Below are 19,870 nucleotides of genomic sequence, written 5' to 3'. Positions count from 1 at the left end.
TATTCCTTTCCTTTCTGAAAATAAGCTAGTTTATTATTTATGCGATGTACTATTAGCGCTGTTCATCATTACTGACGTTAATACTATTCTCGAGCTTCTTCTCGGATTGGTTTCACATGCTGTGGAACCTGTTGATCATGCATATTAATATATTCCACATCGAAATATCCACTATAACCAAATATAGCTCCAAATACTTTATTAGTAACCTTCACATCAATGCGGAATTTATTAATCTCCTCATCATACCATTCACATACAGTAGCGTACCCCGATAATAACATCGGGAATTTGAAATCGATTCTACCTTCATAAAAAAATTGCTCTCCAGATGTTAAGGCCATACCACCTTGCTTTGTCGGTTGCATCTCTATTTCCACTGCAAGATGCTGATGTGTTCCTAAATAATCAATAATTTGCTTCCGTTGCTCACTATAGATCATCGTAGCATCAAAACGTCTTGTTTTTCTTGGAAATTGATAGGTACGAATCCACGTCACTGTTTCACGACCTAGACTATCCTTATAGGCATAATTTTCGATTGTAAATGGTATATTAGTGCCACTCTGCGGAAACAATATATTGCGCCAAGTGCCTATGTAGAGAAAGGGCAGCGTATACCATTTACCATACCATACTTTCTCCATAATTCCTGTTCCGATAGCTGCAACGGCGTCTTCACTACTAAAGCCAAAACGTCGCTGAATATTATGATGCAACTTGGTAAAACTTTCACCTAGCGCCTTTTTATATATAGAAGTCATTATTTCACCCCTTCTGTAGTTGCTTGCCTTTTACAATTAGATGCACTGGCAACAGGCGAACTACTTAATAAACTCACGATAGATATCGTTAGTACTGCAATGTTTAGCGTAATAGGATTAAATGGAGCTACCAATATATGTGGTTGTGCTGCTACACTTATTGCCAATGCTATCAAAACAATAATATTTATTATATGTAATAACCTATATGCCCTACCTTTAACGAATAGAAACATTAAGCCAAATAGTATTTCTATTATGCCAACTGTTGCTAATACGATAGATTCATAACCATGGAACAAGGCAATGTCTTTCAATATATTAAGCTCACCAGAATCTTGGACAAGCAACTTAGGTATTAAACCTTGATAGAGCCATATAAAAAACAAACTAAATCTTATGATCATTGTTTGAGCAAAACGTTTGATAGAATTAGATGGATGAATACCTTGTTCAAGCCATAAGCGTAATGCATCGAAACTCCATGCCGTTGCCCAACCTATTAGTGGTCGGAAGGCAACGCGATCCACGAACCGACCAAGTATGCCAAAGCGCGTCTCATAATCGTACAATGTTAAAAACTTAACCCCTTCGTTAGTCGGTATATAACGCCAGAAACCACTTCCTTCAGAAATTAATGAAATTGGTTGGTCTGAGCTAAATTTTAAGCTAGAGGTTAATACTCCTTTACTTTCCTTTGCACCATAAGACTCACCTTCTCCTGCAATACTAACACCGAATCCAATGTTCGTCTTATATAGAAACTTCTGTCGTTCATCCTCAGCGTCTTTTGGAATATATGTGATTTTTGAAAATCGCAAGTCCCACTGCTCGTGAAGATCAGGTGACTGAGTATATAACCAAAGCTTATCAATTGGTGCTGAAATCATTGACTCAACATAAATTTTCTTCGCCATAAGCACATCTCCATTAAACATAAAATATAGAAAAACCATCCTATTTCTATTGTAGTATGCCCTCATCTGTTTGCACAACTTTAATCTATGAAGTGACAATCTACTTATAGTACAAGTTAAAAAAGTCTGCTTTCTGAACCTCCTCTAAGCCTCATTTCTGTTTTCATAGACTAAGAAACATACCATTAACTCCACTTCGAATAGTATATCTTATTCAACGATAAGGAGTGATTTATATCAGTTTATTTAAAGCTAGACTAAGAGGTTCTAACGAAGTGCCGAGTGTACAAACCGATGCTACGGGAACTGCATTTTTCTTATTAAAACGTTGGAATAATCATTTGAGATTGAATTTTTCAGTTAAAGTAGAAGATATTCGAAATGTAACACAGATCCATCTTCATCTTGGAGAAAGAGGAGAAAATGGCCCTATCGTTGCTTTTCTATTTGGTCCATCTGACTTCGGAATAACTGTAGAAAATGGAATTGTTCGCGGAGTATTAAAAAGAGGTGATCTACGAGGTCCTTTATCCGGACTTTCTCTTCGCTACTTGCTTCGTGAATTCAGAAACAAAAATGTATACGTGAATGTTCATACTACTCAAAACCCAGACGGTGAAATTCGCGGACAGGTTAAAAGAATCGAGCGTCCTCATTCTTAGTAAAACTGGATGACTTCTATAATAGATATCATGCAAAATCGTTAACTAAAGAGACTTAGATTATTTTAACACTGAGCTTCTGATTATCTTTGAAAAAGGTTTGGAGTTTTTTTCCGAACCTTTTTCCGTTTTTTTGTGCGTCATAATTTGTTATTAACTACTAACGAACTTGCCATAACTCCTTATACTTCTTCTGCTCGGCTTCAGCACTTTGAACTTTCTTATGCAAATCGTTAGCAATAATAAGTTGATGCTTTCGCTCGATAATAGCTGTTCTTATTTGCTCTACCGTTTCACATTGATAGGGTAGCTCATTATATACACAACCAAACTGCAATGGTTGATGTGTGTCACTACCTGCAATCGTAGGCAGGTTAAATTTATCCGAAAATTTCTGTACCCTCTGCTCCATCGATAGACCATACTTATGAAGATCACGTCCATTAATATCGATTGCATCTAATTGTGCAATAAGCGCAGGTTCCACATGATCAAGCGGATTCTCCTTACGATACGGATGTGCACCAATTATTAAACATTGATAATCTTTACTCAATCGCATTAATTGCTCCATTGGAATGAAGCTCTCCCCCGATCTGTAACGATCTAACTGTTTACTCATTGAGATAATTGCTTCCCTACTACCAATAACGAGAATATGGCTTTGCTGAGCAACATCTACTTCAATACCTGGGAATACTTTAACTCCTTCAACGAGATAGTAACCATTGTAATAAACCGTCTCAGCATCAAGTACTTCGTATATATTCAAGAAATCCTTCGTATTAAAATGTTCAGTAAGCGCGACTGCATCTACATATTTCGAAGCTGCTCGCATCATTTCCACATAATATTCATATGAAAAATCAATATCTTTTGACCACTTTCCATGTGTGTGTAGATCTATTTTCAAACTCATCGTCTCCCTAACATCTATTCATATTCCTTATATATTTATTATAAACGAAAAATAATTATCATTCATATAAATTTGATAAAAATTAACGCAAACTCAACATTGCGATAACAATCCACTAACAAAACCCACCTATGCTATATAGAGAATGAAAGATCAGCATGATTTTCGCACTCAGCATTCATTACTACTTAGCAATACCAATTTAGGAGGAATCGTAATGAGCACAGCAACAATAGGAAACCGTTTTGAATTAACGTCTCAACAAAAATTAATGATCTTTATTCTATCGATGTCTTTGTATGGTATTTCGAACATGATTACAGAATTATTACCAGAGTTTCGTGTAGGACCTGTTGAATTGAAAGTAGAGTATTTCATATTTATCCCGCTACTGTTTGCAATTCTTTTCAATCCATTATATGCAGCGCTAGGTGCTTGTGTAGGAGAAATTGTGTTTGGTGAATTGTTACTTGGTCAATTTGGCGGAGTAAGCGAATTAGAGAAATTTATTGAGTTTTCACTAGCGATCTTTGTTGCTGGAATGCTTGTAACTGATCCACGCAATAAGCGTCAACTTGCTATCGCTGCTTATGTCGCGATCGGAATTGATCAATTGCTCGGTACAATCGTTGATATTGCGAAAGTATACATAGGTATTGAAGATCTGGAGGCTGTTCCTGGCTTACCTGAAAGTATTCTTGCAATCGAAGGGTTCTCATTCCTGAACGCGATGATTGTATCTGGTACATTATTCTCACTATTGCCGATTATTTATTTGGTACCTCGTTTGTACGGCAAAGTCGAACCATTACTGGGTATGAAGCCACGTGATGGTCGCGCCAAAGTTTCCGTTGCTGGTTTTGTAACTCCGCGCTTTATCATTCTTGCAATCGTGCTATTCGTTGTTGCTGGTGCAGCTGAATTTTTATCAGAATCCGATTTGGAATTGTTCTCATGGGAATGGGAAATGGATCTAGGCAATATAGGGTTGTGGCTTAGTCTTGCTGTCGCTGTAGTCATCTTTATTGCAACACTATTAATCATTAGAAAGAAACGCAAAACTAATCATAAAGGAGAAACTATTGCATGACCCAATCTATGACGGAGAAACAACCAATTATTGAAATCAAAGATATCTCTTTTCGCTATCCAGGTGCAGAATATGAATCTCTTCAACATGTTAATCTGACCATAAATAAAGGAGACTTCATCGCTATTATCGGAAGTAATGGAAGCGGAAAGTCTACGTTATGCAAATGCTTCAACGGGTTGATCCCAACCTACTATGCTGGAGATCTAGAAGGAAGCGTAATGATTAACGGGCTTTCTACCCAATCTACTAGCATTGCAGAGCTCTCGAAGCATGTGGCATACGTATTTCAAGACTTTGAGAATCAATTGGTTCGTCCAACCGTCTATGATGAAGTATGCTTTGCACCACTTAACTTTGGTTATGAGGATTATAAAGAGCGTGGCATGAATGCACTACGAATGTTAGAAATTGAAGATATTCAGCATAAATGGATTTGGCAGTTAAGTGGTGGTCAGAAGCATATGACCGCCCTTGCTGCTGCATTATCACTTGAACCAGACATTATTATTGTGGATGAACCTGTAGCTCAGCTCGACCCAGCACATGCAAGACTTATTTATGAGAAATTGAAGCTGTTGAATGAGAAATATAACAAAACGATTATCGTTATTGAGCATCATACCGAATACATTGCCGACTATTGTACAAATGTAATGCTCATGGAAGCTGGCGGTAAAGTACGTTGGATTAAGCCTGTGAAGGAAGGTCTTTCTTCTGTCGACGAACTTACTTCACTACATATTCAACCACCTCAAGTTACGCAAGCTTTTCACAGTTTGCGAGAGCACATCGTTCTACCGGCACAATCTTTGTACCCAATCACAATTAAGGAAGCTGCCCTTGCCTTGCAACAATCAACCCTTCCTTATACAAAACCGCGTCATGTGGCCATTGAAGAACAGCAAAATCATTACTCTGATCGTCCAGTATTGCTTAAATTCGAAAATGTCGTTAGTGGTTATCAAAGTCTGGACCGCCATCAAAAGCCAACATTACAAAACATTAATTTTCAAATGCATGAAGGGGAACGGATTGCATTGATTGGTAATAATGGTGCTGGCAAGTCTACATTGTTGCGATTAATTGCAGGCATTCGTAAACCCTGGGAAGGTACAGTTACTGTTTGTGGCAAAATTACCAGTCAGTCTTCACCTGAGCAGTTATCTGATCTCGTTTCTTTCATCTTTCAAAATCCGGAAGAAATGTTTATCTCTGATAACATTAGAGCCGATATCGAGTTTTTCTTGAAAGCAAGAAAACAGCCAAATATAGCGCCTTTTATCGATCATATTATGGATACATTCAATCTGACCGAATTACAACAGCGTGATGGGCGATTACTTAGCGGTGGACAACAACGTCGTGCAACACTTGCGATAGGTATGGCCATGAAACCTACCATTATGCTTTTAGATGAACCTACTGCTAGTCTTGATATTGCTAGTCGTCGCGAAATGACTCGATTATTCGATGAATTACGTGATCATGTGAAAGCGATTGTTGTTGCAACGCATGATATGCAATTGGTAGCGGACTGGGCAACTAGAGTAATTGTGATGCATGAAGGTCAAATCATTATGGATACGAATAGCCGTGACGTGTTCCAGCATGAGCATATTCTAAAGCTTGCTGCCCTTATCCCTCCACAAATTGTGGAATTAAGTCATTATGCGAATATTACGCCACCTTGCTTATCTGTCGCTGAATTTATTACACATATTGAATCTATCATCCCGCAGGAGGTATACAGTGGAGTTAACTAAACCTACTTACAAAACTTCATTTCTTGAGAAATTAAGTGTAGAACGAATTAAGGTTGAGCTATTGCGAACTGCTTATGGTCATTCGCTTACCTTTCTTTCCAAATTCGATCCGCGAATTCTCATTGCATGGTACTCTTTCTTCGCGATTGTACCGTGGTTTGTTCATAATAAAGTCGTATTGCTTGGTATGCTCGTCGCAATAGCCGTTCTAACCTATACATCCAAGCCTAGCATTCTCGTCCTGCTTATATTAGCACTTGGACTCTTATCCGATGCTGCCTATATGCTCGTCGTCTCGCTATTATTCGGCGGTGGTCTATCTGCCGCATGGGCACTGAGTACGCTCACCTTAAAATTGCTCGTTATTGCATTAGCGAGTATAGCCGTCTTCTCAAGTATGGACCCTGAAAAATTAAGCGATGGCTTACTCAGTCTAGGTTTCCCAGCTCAATTCAGCTTCGGCGTAGCCTATGGCTATCGTATGTTACCAATTCTAATCGAAGAGTATAACAATATATTATACTCATATCGTCTACGTGGTAGAGGACCTGAGCGAAAAGGATTTCTAGGTTGGAGAATCATACTATACACAGGTAAATTATCAGTAGTGGCTTTCTATCCACTTATACTAAATACAGCAAAAAGAACGAGAACAACAGTCGAAGCACTAGAAGTTAAAGGCTTCACTTATGCGATGAAAGATCCAAAAGTGAAAAAGATTAAGTTATCTTATCTGAAAATTTCACCTAGAGACTATGTATTTCTTGCAATTTCGGTTGTTTACGTAAGCATACTCTTCTTTATTGGGAGTCTTTATCATTTATAACAAAGGGAGATAAATTAATGTATATAGATTTCCATACACATATTAAACTATCCAAAAAGACATCGTTTTCTATCGAATATTTCAACCAAGCGATTGTTGAGGCTTCACAAGCAGGTCTTGATGCGATCGCCATGACCGAGCATTTCAACACTGAAAATTTCTATCACATTTACGAGCAATTAGATGCTCACTATCCCTATCGCGAACATTACTATGATGTTAATGGATTTAAGGTGTTCCCTGGCATGGAAATTGACGTAGATCAAAAAGGTCATATTCTAGTCGTAGGAACTCGTACGACGATACTTGAATTACGTCATCGACTTGAGCCATTCACAGAGAAAGAATCATTCGTTTCATTTGAACAACTATTGGATTGGTGTGATGAGTTACAATTACTACGAATTGGAGCACATCCACATCGCAAAAGTAATCCTTTATTGCAGCACCCCATTTCGTTATTACGTCGCCTTGATGCATTCGATATTAACGGTAAAGACTTGGCCACCTATGGTCCATCTATGGAGCAAAATGTTCGACAATTTGCTACTGAAGTAGGTATTCCTGTCATTGCCGGCAGTGATACACATCACCCATTGCAATTCGGTTGCGTACGTAATAAGCTTGATCGTGAATATAGTAATTTTTCTGATATTCGTACATGTATTCAAGAAGGCCGTTATTATTATGAAATATCGGATGCCTTGCCACTGCATGTCAAATCAGCGTCGCTTGTTAAAAAGCTATTAAAAGAGCGTGGCGATGTTCTAATATCCTAAATTAATGGAGAGGTACTATGACTACATTTCAATTCATGATCCCCATTGAGCAAATGTCCAAAGGTCAGAAAAAAATCGCTGATTTTATATTAAAATCCACGGAGCGCATACCATTTTATACCGAGGAAGATATTGCGAAAAAAGCTGGAGTAAGCATCTCAACCGTTTCGAGATTTTGGGAGATCATCGGCTTTGAGAACTTAAAAGCATTCAAGAAACATTTACAAGAAGTGCAGTATTCTACGCCTGCGATCAAGATGCAGCAAGTATTGGAACAAACCAAGCAGCATATCGTTGGACAAATGATTGAATCTGCTCAAGCTAATCTTACGGAAACTTCTCAGCGTGTTGATCTACAGGCATTCGATCAAGCTGTCATTGCGCTAGATCAAGCCCAGCGTATTTATGTGCATGGTCATGGGTCAGCGACTGCGCTTACTGAATTATTTCGCTTTCGATTGAATCGTATTGGCGTGCAGGTGCACATTATGGCTGAAAGTGGTCACGCGCTATTGGAAAGCTTAGTGCATGCCAATGAACACGATGTTGTATTATTTTTCGGATTTGTGAGAAAATCGCCTGAAGCTACCGTTATTTTGGAGCAAGCAGGAGTTGCTCATTATCGTACGATTCTTATTACTGATCTGCTAGTATCTGAAATGATTAATGATAGTGATATCGTCATTCAAGTTGATCGAGGAGAACGAGATGCCTTCCATTCTCTAATCGCCCCTATGGCTATTATTGATAGTATATCGATTGCGCTAGCTGGTCTGCGCGGGAAAGATGCGATGAATAAGTTGCAGCAGTTACATGATATTCGTAAGCAGTATGCTGCGTTATTGCCGAAATAATGATGCTATAAAGTTCTCACGTGAAAAGGATATGGATAAGAGGATCTAATTCAAAAGAAGATGCAATTGAACTTGTGAATATTATGTATGGGTCTAATTAGGTATCCATTTGAAATAAAGATAGTAAAAGCGAACCTAATAAATTAGAAAGAGATTATCTCATTAAGCACATAATGAGATAACCTCTTTCTTATAGTAATTAACCTTTTCTCGCATAACATAACTGATTAATCAAATGTTGCTCATTGGCTATCGTGTCTTCAGGATGAAACGAATGACCTGATTTTTGTGCCCAGATTAAACGTTTTTCCGTAGCTATTATTTGCTTATTGAACATTTCTACTAAGCTGCCATGCACATGATAATCGTACTTACCATGTATGAACGTAACAGGAATATCAATTGACTGCACCGTCTCTTCAAAGCAATACTGTTCTAACTCTTTCACAAATGATATTGAATATACTAAGCGGAAGCCAGATATGAAGCTATTGTATATATCTCGCAATGAGTAAGTTTCTGATTGCAGAAGAGCTTTCATAATGCCCCACATACCCGGATGCTTAATATTAGTATCGGTATATATTAAGGTGTTGAAGTTTCGTTGCCACTTCCGTAATGTCCCCCACTGTGCAAAGCTTTGATTAAGTGGTGCTTGACCAAGATCATTAAGTTGTTTCCACGCCTTTTGATTGCCTCTTCGCATAGCTTCCTGCTTTAACCAAACTAAAGATAGCTCATCATTTTTAGTCCAATTTACAATTTGCGAAAATCCAGTATAGGAGTAATACTTATGAGGATTCTGCTTTGCGAGTGTAAGACCAATGATGGTTCCCCAAGAGTGACCAACTAGAAAAATTTTATCATGATGAAATCTTTCGATCAGTACATCCGTTAATTCATCAGCATCTTCAATAAATTGTGCAATAGTCATAGATTCAGGTGATATATCACGAGAATAAGACTTTCCCGTCCCACGTTGATCCCAAAATACTAAGACGAAGTTTTCTATGAGCTTACTCGTATTCGTTACAATAGTGTAATCTTGTCCTTTAGCTGATACACCCGGTAAAGGCATAGATGGACCACCATGCAATAGTAATAATACTGGCTTTGATATATCTGCTGCTTGGATTAGAATATATTGCTCTACCCCGCCCAATACTACTTTTTCTACTACACTTATCGCTTGCCGGTCACTCCCAATTGGTTCCAAACCATCACATCCCCACTACTGAATGAAAATATTCAATATGCTGCATAACTTGATGTTCAATCTGAGCTGTACTGCTATCCATAGACTTCAATGCGATATATTCCATAACCATTGTAAATACAGGATATTGATATTCACGCGCTAATAACTCGGCATCAATGGGTTTGAGCTTTCCATGTGCGATCATCTGCTGAAATACGATAGTTAAGCAGGCTACCGTTCTTTCCACTATATCTTTACGATAAATTTCCATAGCAAGTGCATGCCTAAATTGTTCCAAATAAATGATCCGCCAAATATGCTGATTGATTGGATCATCAATATGATTCTGAAAATTAATCCAGCCTTTTTGTAAAAAGGCTGGTACACTCATCCCAGTCACAATGAGCTTAATTTGATCATTAGGTGGTAATATCGCATGACACTCACGACGAAAATTATAAAAGATGGTATCAATTAGTTCCTCTTTACTTTTGAAATGTTTGTACAGTGAGCTTTCTTTAATTCCAACAGCTTTCGTAATGTCACGAATAGATACTCCGCTATAGCCTTTTTCGGCAAAGAGCGAAATAGCTACTACGATAATTTTATTTTTAGTAGCATTTCGAATAGGTATTTTATTAACATCATCAAATACTTTCTCAAGTTCATAATCAAGCATAAATTTATCTCCTTTTCCTCAAAAAAGCTAACGACTGTTATCCGAATTATAGGATAACAGTCGTTAGCTGTCAATAGACTCGTTCTATGTGATTTTTATCACATAGTATATAAATACTAGTTGATATAATTACTTTAACAACATAATTCTACTTAGGAGATGAAGATCTATGAAAAAAGTATTTATATTAGGCGGAACAGGTTTTCTAGGATATTATACAACCCATGAATTACTTGCAAGAGGTTACAAAGTAGCAGAACTCTCTCTCCCTCCTACTCCAGCCGACAATTTATTTCCTGCTGAAGTTGAAAGTCATCTAGGGGATATGCAAACCTATACTGATGAACAAATTTTACAATTACTTGACGGTGTTTATGCTTTTATATATGCTGCTGGTGCGGATGAGCGAGTTTGCCCTGATGCTCCTGCAACAACGTTCTTCTATCAAGCAAATGTGATTCCAACGCAACGTATTGCTCGATTAGCTCGCCAAGCTGGTGTGAAAAAATTTGTGTTATTTAATTCTTACTTTAGCCATTTCGCTGAGCAATGGACCGATTTACATTTGAATAGTGAACAAGCATATCCGCGTACACGATTACTACAGGAAGAAGTAGCGATGTTGGAGGGTGACAAGGATATGGACGTTATGAGTTTACGTTTACCTTATATTTTTGGTGTAATGCCTGGGCGTACACCTCTTTGGACGATGTTTACAGAGCAAGTTAGAGGGTATGATACCGTTTATGTTCCACAAGGTGGTACTGCAATGGTAACAGCCAAACAAGTTGCAGAAGCAGCAGTAGGTGCTATTGAATTGGGCCAACATGAGGGCAGATATGCAATTTGTGATACAAATATGAAGTACCTAGACTTCTATCAATATATGGTTGAAGCATTAGGACAGACAGAAACAACGAAGCTTATTCCTGCACCGGTAGAAGCTTTTAAGCCAGCATTTGCTGAGCATGATGAACATACAAAACAAGCAGGCAAAGAGCATGGTATTCACTTAGCAGTTACTGCAGAAATTCAAGGTCGCGACGCATATCTAGATCCTAATGATACGATGCCCATATTAAAAATTAATAAAGATGATGTCATTGCAAGCATTAAAGAAACGCTACAAGTATGTGTGAACGCTAAGTTATAGCATTATCCTTGAGCAGTAATCTTATACACTATATAACCATCCTAATATGATCGGAGTGTGCATATTGCACACTCCGATTGATTTTATTTCTATCAATAAATCTTCTTCAACAGCTCAATAACTTCTTCTATGGTGACGCCAAAGGATCTGTAATATGAAGCACTATCGACCATTTGCTTTAAGATCATTTCATTTCGTTTTTGAAGCATGTCTTCAGATGAGAGTTCGGCTACAAAGCATCCTTTACCAGTTACTGTATAGATTAGTCCAGATCGTTCAAGCTCTTCCCAAGCTTTTTTTACAGTAATGATACTAATCCCAAGCTCTACAGCTGCTTGTCGTATTGGTGGTAAACTATAGCCTGATTCTAACTCATCCTTTAAAATTTGAGCACTAATTTGTTCAAAAAGTTGCTGATAGATAGGTTTTTCAGATGTATTCGAAAGAGCGATATTCATTAAATTTCTACTTTCTTGAATTGTTTAATGGAAATATTATAAGCGATAATCGTAAACGTTGCGAATATTACAATTCCTGCAATTAGGATGGATATTTGTAACGGAATGTTCTCAGTACCACTACCCTTGAAAAGATCAAACACTATTGAATTTTTTATCCCCAACCATTCTGCCCCACCAGCAAATAGTATAGCTGCTGCAACAGATGCGAACGTTGCAGCACCATATTTGTAAGCTGTCTTGTAATACATGGAGAAAAAGATAATGTTGAAGATCGCAAGCATGACAAAACATAATCCCCAGAAACCTAAGGTTGGTTCAAAGAAAAAGTAGGTCAAATTAGGATATAAGCGAGTACTTATTATACCGAAGATAACTGCGATAACAATATGCAATAATTCGAGAATGACAACGACGCCTATCTTTGCTTTTACAATATTGTCTTTGGTTACAGGCAACATCATAGTGAACATCAAATCATTTTGCGCTTTATACACTCCAAACATATTTGGTACCGTTATAAAACAAAAATATAAGATAACAAGAAAATATAGCCAACCCGGAATTAGCATTAAGGCTCCAGTCAAAACGGGTAATACATAAAATACAGGACTTACTCCGAGTTTTAATTCTTTCATTAGTAAGTTATACATACATATCCTCCTTCTTTGATACATAGATCATAATGTCCTCGAGATTAGGCAAAGTTGATTGAATATCTGAAGAAGGATCAAAATCTTTAGTGTGAATCAGTCCTGTAAAGCCAAATGAATTTACATTATAGGAAATCAATTGGTCTTTCACTTCAGATAGTTGTCTTTCTTTACCGTTTAGCAAGCGATAAGAGTTAATAAAATCTTCTTTCTCAGCGCTATTGATAATTTGCCCATTGTGAATAAAGGTTATATAATCAGCACATTTTTCTAGATCGGATGTGATATGAGTTGAGAAGAGAATGCTTATTTCCCCAGGTTCTATTAGTTCTTGAAAAACTTTTAATAGTTCGCCTCTTGCAACTGGATCTAGTCCACTTGTCGGTTCATCTAAAATGAGAATTTTAGCTCCGTGGGACAAAGCAAGAGCCAAACTATACTTTACTTTCATACCAGTCGATAACTGCATTATTTTTTTGTTTTCGTCTAAATTGAATTTCTTTAGAAAGTTATAATAGGTTTCATCATCCCAATTCTGATAGAACTTCTTAATCACATTTGTTAATGTTTTAATTTTGCTTCGAGTATAATAATCAGTGCCGCCGAATGAGAAACCAATCTCTTGCTTCAATTCGATTTCATGCTCAATGGCGTCCTTGCCTAGAATGCTAATTTCTCCGCTATCGATTTGAATCAAATTCAAAATTGATTTAATCGTTGTTGTTTTCCCAGCACCGTTGGCCCCGATAAACCCCATAATATAACCCTTTTCTAGCTGCAACGATACATTTTTCAATTGAAAATTATCATATTTCTTATTCAGGTTTTTAATATCTAACGCTAGCATATAACAACCTCCTTCTAAACTGTGTATACCGTACATACACAATATATCACCCATTAATTATGATGTCAATATTTTTATTAATTAAGGTCAATACATAGAAAAGAGGTCGTCTCATTAGACTTTAATGAGATATAGTAATATCGCGAATGGATACTCCGCTATAATAAATATTTGTCAACATTGTGATTTTTTTCACTTTTGACTTGCAAATTAAATTCATCTGTCATATGATAGCAGCAACAGGATATTGTGATATTAATCACAAAGGTATTATGTTTGAGTCATACTTCAAACAGCAAATTTTTTTAATTGTTTTTGTGAATTAATTCACACATTAACCTGTTTTCACAATTTAACTACTATTTGATTTCATACTATTCTAAGATCAACCATATCAAGGAGGCTAACTACTATGAAAGTAATCGTAATTGGTTGTACACATGCCGGAACTGCTGCTGTTACTGGGATGGCTACATTGTATCCTCAAGCTGAAATTACCGTGTATGAGAAAAACGACAATATTTCGTTTCTATCTTGCGGGATCGCGCTAAATATTGGAGGTGTCGTGAAAGATGCGGAATCGCTCTTCTACTCATCTCCGGAACAACTGCAAGAACTGGGTGTTCAGACAAACATGCTTCATGAAGTGCTTTCAATAGATACTCAAGCAAAGACAGTTAAAGTCCGCGATATTATAAAAGATGAGATTAAAATTGACACCTATGACAAGTTAGTTGTTACAACTGGGTCGTGGCCGATTATTCCAAAACTGGGCGGCATCGATCTGGACAATATTATGCTTTGCAAAAACTATGCACATGCTAAGGCCATTATTGAGCGGGCAAAGCATGCACAAAGAATCGTCGTTGTAGGAGCAGGCTATATTGGGATTGAACTGGTTGAAGCATTCGAGCAACTTGGCAAGCAGGTGACTGTTATCGACAATACGCCGCGTGTGCTGTACAAGTATCTCGACCGTGAATATACAGATCTCGTTGAGGAAGCGATGAAGCAGCACCATATTGAGCTTGCACTTAACCAGACCGTAACTGGTTTTCAAGGGAACAATGGCAAAGTGAACCGCGTAATCACGACAACTGGCGAATATGAAGCTGATCTTGTCATTATGTGCATTGGCTTCCGTCCTAATACAGAGCTGCTCACAGGTCAGGTTGACCAATTGAGCAATGGTGCAATCATCGTCGATGATTATATGCGCACCAGCTGTCCGGACGTGTTCGCTGCAGGAGATAGTTGTGCGATCCGCTATAATCCAACCAATCAGCATGCTTATATTCCTCTAGCAACGAATGCGGTTCGGATGGGGACACTTGTCGCACGAAATCTGATCGAGCCGATGGTGAGATATATGGGGACCCAAGGGACTTCGGGTATTAAAATATTTGACCTGAACATCGCTTCTACCGGCATGACCGAGCAGGCCGCAATTGATGCGGGTATGATTGTGAAATCAATCACAATTAATGATCATTACCGACCAGAGTTTATGCCTACCTATGAGAAGGCGCTACTGAAAGTCGTGTACGAAGAGGCAAACGGTCGTATCGTAGGAGCGCAAGTGCTGTCGAAAGCAGACCTAACGCAATCGATCAATACACTATCGGTCTGCATTCAAAATCATATGACGATGGATGAGCTAGCTTTTGTCGACTTTTTCTTCCAACCGCACTACAACAAGCCGTGGAATCTGTTGAACCAAGCAGGATTGCAGGCATATAATCCGCAACAACGTGATTCAAAAGCAACAATGGCTTGAGTTGCTCGTAGCAGAATTGGCGTAAGAGTCCTCTTACAATAAGAGGGCTCTTTTTTCTTTTTACAAAAAAACGAGGTTATCCCGTCATATACATGATGAAATAACCCCGTTAATATTTAACTATGTTTTTAACCAACAGGCTTAATAACAACTTCGCCAGCCTCTTCATTCAGCACTGACAACTGCCAGCCATGAGATAGTACCTGCTGCATTTGTTGCTGCTGAGCTTGACTCAACGTTGCATATACAGCCTCTTTGCCTGCATCGAATACTAATACTGGATCTTGCTCAAATACAATAAGGATCCAACAACGAATACCACGAATCGTATTATACTTGATCTGGTATCCATCACGAAGTGCAGATTGAAGCGTACCGGGCTTTTGCTCCACAAAATTACTTAACTCATTAAAGTCAAATTCAAACATACTATCATCAACAGGAAGTGTACGCGCTAACGCTCCACTTACAATTTGCTCATCAGATAAACCTCTTTGACGAAGTTGTTCCACCATTAAAGCCTCATTTTGTGATAATTTCACTATAGTTTCACTCATATTAATCCTCCATTCCAATATATATTCGCCGCTGAATTCGCTACGATAGCATAATCGTCGTGATCACGAGTGAACAGCAACGAAGTGGCCTGGTGTTACTTCTACTAGCTCATGTTCGCGATTACTCCATTCCTTCGGGTCAGAACTCCAAACAATCCGCTCTCGAGTCGCCGTTGGATCGGGAACTGGAATAGCAGATAGCAGCGCTTGCGTATAAGGATGTAGTGGATTTTCATACAGCTCATCACTAGGAGCAATTTCTACGATTCGCCCACCATACATCACACCAATTCGATCAGAAATATGACGAACCATCGAAAGATCATGCGCAATAAAAAGATACGTTAAGCCGAATTCCTTTTGCAAATCCTCCAACATATTAACTACTTGTGCCTGTACAGATACATCTAGTGCAGAAATCGGTTCATCACATATAATGAATTCTGGTTTCGTCGCCAATGCTCTTGCAATTGAGATCCGTTGTCGTTGACCACCGCTGAATTCATGCGGATAACGATACAAATGCTCGCTCTTCAGACCAACTCGCTCTAGCAGCGCTATAATTTGTTCTTTTCGCTCTTTTCCTTTGACCATCCCATGAATATCCATCGGCTCGCTAATTAGCTCGTACACATTTAACCCTGGATTCAAGGAAGAATACGGATCTTGAAAAATCGACTGAATGTTTTTGCGAAATGGCTTCAGCTGTTGATCGTTCAAATCAGAAATATTTTGTCCATCGTAAATCACTTGTCCATCTGTATAATCATATAAACGCAGTATACAACGTCCAACTGTAGATTTTCCACTACCCGATTCCCCAACAAGCCCGAACGTTTCACCCTTGTAAATATCAAAGCTAACTCCGTTCACTGCCTTCAATACTTCCTTAGGCTTGCCCCAAAAATCCGTTGTTTTCAAAAAATGCTTCTGCAAATTTTTGACCTCAACTAATGGCTTCATCAACATTCCTCCTCTCACTCTTACTGCTGCTCGTTAGATGGATCAGATAACCAACAAGCGGAGCGATGCTGCTTCCCTACTTCAAATAATGGTGGTCTTTCTACGCAACGATCAAAGGCATGTACACAACGTTCACGAAATGGACAGCCCGATGGCGGATCAATTAACGATGGCGGTGTTCCTTCAATGGGTACAAGACGCTCCCTTGAAGCACCTGCTCTTGAAGGTACAGATTGCAGTAACCCTTGCGTATACGGATGAGCTGGATGGCGATATAGATCTTCCACCTTCGCCTCTTCCATTACCATTCCGCCGTACATAACAAGTACTCTCGTACAAACCTGTGCAACTACGCCCAAATCATGCGTAATAAGAATGACTGATGTATTCGTTTCCGCCTTAATATGATCAATTAAATCAAGAATTTGTGCTTGGATCGTAACATCGAGTGCAGTTGTTGGCTCGTCTGCTATTAATAATTCAGGCTGACAAGACAATGCCATTGCAATCATGACACGCTGTCTCATCCCACCACTAAATTCGTGAGGATATTGGTCTAGCCGTTTTTCAGGCTCAGATATTCCTACTTTTCTCAGCATATCGGCACTTTCTTTTCGCGCTTCTCGCTTCGATAGCTTACGATGCCGCTGAATAACTTCCGACATTTGATAGCCGATCGTTTTCACAGGGTTCAATGATGTCATCGGATCTTGAAATACCATCGCGATTTGATTACCACGGATATGCTTCCATTCCTTCTCAGATAGCTGAAGCAATGATTGTTCCTTATAACGTATATCGCCTGACTTAATTTTACCTGGAGGCTGTATTAAGGAGAGAATCGATTTGGCAGTTACACTTTTACCACTACCTGACTCACCGACAATGCCCAATGTTTCGCCCTCATCAATATGAAAACTTACATTACGTACAGCTTGATTCTCACCATGATTCGTGAAGAAGGAAACTTCCAGTCCTTCTACTGTTAGCAGTCTTTTGGAATCTGTCATATGATGTTCCTCCTAAACTTTTTGTAGCTTCCTATGTAACTTCTTAGCTAACAAAAAGTCACTTCGGAAGCATATACTAGAACTTTTTGTAGCTTCCTATGTAACTTCTTAGCTAACAAAAAGTCACTTCGGAAGCATCAGCTTCTTATTTCTTAATAAGCTTAGGCTCGAAACCTACTCGCAATATATCACCTAAAATATTAAAGCTAAGTACAGTTAAGAAAATTAATAAACCTGGGAATATAGCTAAGTAAGGCGCTTGAGCAATATAACCTTGGGCATTATTAAGCATACTTCCCCATGTAGCTGAAGGAGCTTGTACCCCGAAGCCTAAGAAGCTAAGCGATGATTCCATTAATATCGCCGACGCTATTGTATTTGTCGCACCAACAATAATTGTTGGAATAAGGTTAGGTAGTATATGTTTCACAATGATGCCATAGGAGTTTTGTCCCGATGCTTTGGCATACAGTACATATTCACGTTCCTTTAGCGTCATCGTTTCCGCACGAATAATACGAGATACATTCATCCACATAATGAACCCTATAATAATAATGAGATTGCCGACATTCGGTTTAAGATAAATACTTAATAATAATAAAATTAAAAATGACGGGATGGACATAATAACTTCAACTAGACGCATTAAAATATTATCGATTTTCCCTCCAAAATAACCTGCCATTACGCCTATCGTTACTCCAATAAAGGTAGCTACGATCATGGAAAAAAATCCAACTAATAACGAAATTCTTCCACCATGTAATGCCCGTGCAAAGTAATCTCGTCCGTAATCATCTGTTCCAAAAAAATGATCACCACTCGGAGCTTGTAAACGAATCAATGCATTCAATTTATTTGGATCATGAGGTGCAAGAAACGCAAAGATTGCGCCCAACGTGAAAATGAATAGAATGCCTACCGCTACAAGACCTATTTTATTATGATATAGCTCATGTAACACATTACTCCATTTGGTTCGGTTCATCTATTCTCACCTCATCTTCTTAATTCTTGGATCAGCAAAACTATATAGTATATCCGCAATCAAATTCCCTAATATTAACATGACAGATGATAGTAATGTTATTCCCATTATTAAAGGATAATCTAATCCTTTAACAGCAGTCATACCAAGTGATCCTAGTCCTGGCCATGAAAATACCGTTTCTGTAACAATCGCACCAGCTACGATATCACCGACTGACATACCTAGCAATGTAATAATTGGTAACAATACATGCTTTAAAACATGTCGTTTTAAAACTTGTGTTTTGGAGGAACCAAAAGCATATTGAATTTGTACGTAGTCTTCCTTCAGTTGTCCAATGGTACTAGAGCGAATATAGCGTACATAGACCGACAGAAATCCGATAGCGAGTACGCTACAAGGTAATATTGCGTGTTGAATAACATCCCAAGTTGAGGTTACCCCTATTGTCCTCATCCCCATACTTGGAAGCCATCCTAATTTCACTGCAAAGAAATAGATAAATAATATCCCTAACCAGAATCCGGGAATTGAAATACCGATGTATGAAAATATATTAATGCATTTATCAACAAATCGATTACGATTGGATCCTGCAATCAAACCTAATGGAATTGCTAGTATGACAGCTATAACAATGGCTCCACTCATCAAACCTACAGTTGCCGGAATACGTTCAACAATTTGTCCTAAGACAGGTTTGTGATTAATTAGCGAATATCCTAGATCTCCTTGCAAAACTCCCTTTAACCAGATGAAGTATTGTACGTATGCCGGTTTGTCCAATCCTAAGTTATGCCTAACTCTCTCAATATCTTCTGCATGCATATTAGGTGTGACGAAGTTAAGTACAGGATCACCAGGCGCAGCCTTGATCAGCACAAAGCTAACAATGGAGACAAAGAAGAGCAATGGAATTGTCTGCAGTAGTCGTTTCGCTATGAGTTGGTTCATAACATATTCTCCCTCTACGTAGTAGCAAAAAAATAAGCTGAATGATCAGC

General features: G+C 38.4%; 21 protein-coding genes. 8 read left to right on the top strand and 13 right to left on the bottom strand.

The features are described from left to right. Positions 1-83 precede the first annotated feature (83 nt). The gene (locus AC1TO5_RS06295; RefSeq protein ID WP_482061955.1) at positions 84-764 is read right to left on the bottom strand and encodes a DUF4166 domain-containing protein; all 681 of its coding nucleotides are present in this window, start codon (positions 762-764) and stop codon (positions 84-86) included. Continuing rightward, positions 764-1,681, bottom strand: a complete 918-nt coding sequence (locus AC1TO5_RS06290) for a DoxX-like family protein (RefSeq protein WP_482061954.1) — start codon at positions 1,679-1,681, stop codon at positions 764-766. Before AC1TO5_RS06290 ends, AC1TO5_RS06295 begins: the two co-directional genes overlap by 1 nt. 236 nt (positions 1,682-1,917) lie before the next feature. On the opposite strand from AC1TO5_RS06290, the gene AC1TO5_RS06285 reads away from it, so the two are divergent. Further along, the gene (locus tag AC1TO5_RS06285; RefSeq protein WP_482062476.1) at positions 1,918-2,343 is read left to right on the top strand and encodes a CHRD domain-containing protein; all 426 of its coding nucleotides are present in this window, start codon (positions 1,918-1,920) and stop codon (positions 2,341-2,343) included. A gap of 160 nt (positions 2,344-2,503) precedes the next feature. Here AC1TO5_RS06285 and AC1TO5_RS06280 read toward each other — a convergent pair whose 3' ends face one another. Further along, positions 2,504-3,256, bottom strand: a complete 753-nt coding sequence (locus AC1TO5_RS06280; RefSeq protein ID WP_482061953.1) for a PHP-associated domain-containing protein — start codon at positions 3,254-3,256, stop codon at positions 2,504-2,506. Positions 3,257-3,479: 223 nt separating this feature from the next. Here AC1TO5_RS06280 and AC1TO5_RS06275 point away from each other — a divergent pair, with 223 nt between their 5' ends. The 5 genes from AC1TO5_RS06275 to AC1TO5_RS06255 are packed head-to-tail and all read left to right on the top strand — an operon-like array spanning position 3,480 to position 8,577. Then, positions 3,480-4,352 carry a DUF8171 family membrane protein gene (locus AC1TO5_RS06275; RefSeq protein ID WP_482061952.1) on the top strand — a complete coding sequence of 291 codons (873 nt, stop codon included), beginning with the start codon at positions 3,480-3,482 and terminating at the stop codon, positions 4,350-4,352. After that, entirely contained in the window at positions 4,349-6,118 is a 1,770-nt protein-coding gene (locus AC1TO5_RS06270; RefSeq protein WP_482061951.1) for an ABC transporter ATP-binding protein, read from the top strand. Before AC1TO5_RS06275 ends, AC1TO5_RS06270 begins: the two co-directional genes overlap by 4 nt. Then, positions 6,105-6,944, top strand: coding sequence for an energy-coupling factor transporter transmembrane component T family protein (locus AC1TO5_RS06265; protein WP_482061950.1), 840 nt, complete (start codon positions 6,105-6,107; stop codon positions 6,942-6,944). Before AC1TO5_RS06270 ends, AC1TO5_RS06265 begins: the two co-directional genes overlap by 14 nt. Before the next feature lie 17 nt (positions 6,945-6,961). Then, on the top strand, positions 6,962-7,723 hold the full coding sequence (locus AC1TO5_RS06260) for a PHP-associated domain-containing protein (protein WP_482061949.1): 762 nt from the start codon (positions 6,962-6,964) through the stop codon (positions 7,721-7,723). Between the two features lie 17 nt (positions 7,724-7,740). Next, positions 7,741-8,577 (top strand): MurR/RpiR family transcriptional regulator, encoded by an 837-nt coding sequence (locus AC1TO5_RS06255; RefSeq protein WP_482061948.1) that lies wholly within the window; start codon positions 7,741-7,743, stop codon positions 8,575-8,577. 199 nt (positions 8,578-8,776) lie between these two features. On the opposite strand, the gene AC1TO5_RS06250 is transcribed toward AC1TO5_RS06255, so the two are convergent. Next, positions 8,777-9,793, bottom strand: coding sequence for an alpha/beta fold hydrolase (locus tag AC1TO5_RS06250; protein ID WP_482061947.1), 1,017 nt, complete (start codon positions 9,791-9,793; stop codon positions 8,777-8,779). A 4-nt stretch (positions 9,794-9,797) separates the two neighbouring features. Beyond that, a complete protein-coding gene (locus AC1TO5_RS06245) occupies positions 9,798-10,454 on the bottom strand; it encodes a TetR/AcrR family transcriptional regulator (RefSeq protein WP_482061946.1) in 657 nt (218 codons plus the stop codon). A 169-nt stretch (positions 10,455-10,623) separates the two neighbouring features. Between AC1TO5_RS06245 and AC1TO5_RS06240 the strand changes: the two genes are divergently transcribed. Next, on the top strand, positions 10,624-11,607 hold the full coding sequence (locus tag AC1TO5_RS06240) for an NAD-dependent epimerase/dehydratase family protein (protein WP_482061945.1): 984 nt from the start codon (positions 10,624-10,626) through the stop codon (positions 11,605-11,607). A 92-nt stretch (positions 11,608-11,699) separates the two neighbouring features. On the opposite strand, the gene AC1TO5_RS06235 is transcribed toward AC1TO5_RS06240, so the two are convergent. The 3 genes from AC1TO5_RS06235 to AC1TO5_RS06225 are packed head-to-tail and all read right to left on the bottom strand — an operon-like array spanning position 11,700 to position 13,565. Beyond that, positions 11,700-12,065, bottom strand: a complete 366-nt coding sequence (locus AC1TO5_RS06235) for a GntR family transcriptional regulator (RefSeq protein WP_482061944.1) — start codon at positions 12,063-12,065, stop codon at positions 11,700-11,702. Beyond that, on the bottom strand, positions 12,065-12,718 hold the full coding sequence (locus AC1TO5_RS06230) for an ABC-2 transporter permease (RefSeq protein ID WP_482061943.1): 654 nt from the start codon (positions 12,716-12,718) through the stop codon (positions 12,065-12,067). The genes AC1TO5_RS06235 and AC1TO5_RS06230 overlap by 1 nt, the downstream gene beginning before the upstream one ends. After that, the gene (locus AC1TO5_RS06225; RefSeq protein WP_482061942.1) at positions 12,711-13,565 is read right to left on the bottom strand and encodes an ABC transporter ATP-binding protein; all 855 of its coding nucleotides are present in this window, start codon (positions 13,563-13,565) and stop codon (positions 12,711-12,713) included. The genes AC1TO5_RS06230 and AC1TO5_RS06225 overlap by 8 nt, the downstream gene beginning before the upstream one ends. 412 nt (positions 13,566-13,977) lie before the next feature. Here AC1TO5_RS06225 and AC1TO5_RS06220 point away from each other — a divergent pair, with 412 nt between their 5' ends. After that, positions 13,978-15,342: an FAD-dependent oxidoreductase gene (locus AC1TO5_RS06220; RefSeq protein WP_482061941.1), complete on the top strand. Its 1,365-nt coding sequence runs from the start codon at positions 13,978-13,980 to the stop codon at positions 15,340-15,342. A 128-nt stretch (positions 15,343-15,470) separates the two neighbouring features. On the opposite strand, the gene AC1TO5_RS06215 is transcribed toward AC1TO5_RS06220, so the two are convergent. The 5 genes from AC1TO5_RS06215 to AC1TO5_RS06195 all read right to left on the bottom strand — a co-directional run bounded on the left by AC1TO5_RS06215 (position 15,471) and on the right by AC1TO5_RS06195 (position 19,820). Next, positions 15,471-15,899 carry a hypothetical protein gene (locus tag AC1TO5_RS06215; RefSeq protein WP_482061940.1) on the bottom strand — a complete coding sequence of 143 codons (429 nt, stop codon included), beginning with the start codon at positions 15,897-15,899 and terminating at the stop codon, positions 15,471-15,473. Positions 15,900-15,962: 63 nt separating this feature from the next. After that, on the bottom strand, positions 15,963-16,862 hold the full coding sequence (locus AC1TO5_RS06210; RefSeq protein ID WP_482061939.1) for an ABC transporter ATP-binding protein: 900 nt from the start codon (positions 16,860-16,862) through the stop codon (positions 15,963-15,965). A 20-nt stretch (positions 16,863-16,882) separates the two neighbouring features. Further along, the gene (locus AC1TO5_RS06205) at positions 16,883-17,872 is read right to left on the bottom strand and encodes an ABC transporter ATP-binding protein (protein ID WP_482061938.1); all 990 of its coding nucleotides are present in this window, start codon (positions 17,870-17,872) and stop codon (positions 16,883-16,885) included. A 145-nt stretch (positions 17,873-18,017) separates the two neighbouring features. Further along, entirely contained in the window at positions 18,018-18,863 is an 846-nt protein-coding gene (locus AC1TO5_RS06200; RefSeq protein WP_482061937.1) for an ABC transporter permease, read from the bottom strand. A 6-nt stretch (positions 18,864-18,869) separates the two neighbouring features. Then, positions 18,870-19,820, bottom strand: coding sequence for an ABC transporter permease (locus AC1TO5_RS06195; RefSeq protein WP_482061936.1), 951 nt, complete (start codon positions 19,818-19,820; stop codon positions 18,870-18,872). Between the last annotated feature and the right edge of the window lie 50 nt (positions 19,821-19,870).

The organism is Paenibacillus sp. Y930, assembly GCF_056786375.1.
Note: the sequence above shows the minus strand (reverse complement) of the source record. Positions and strands in the feature narration are given on the sequence as shown.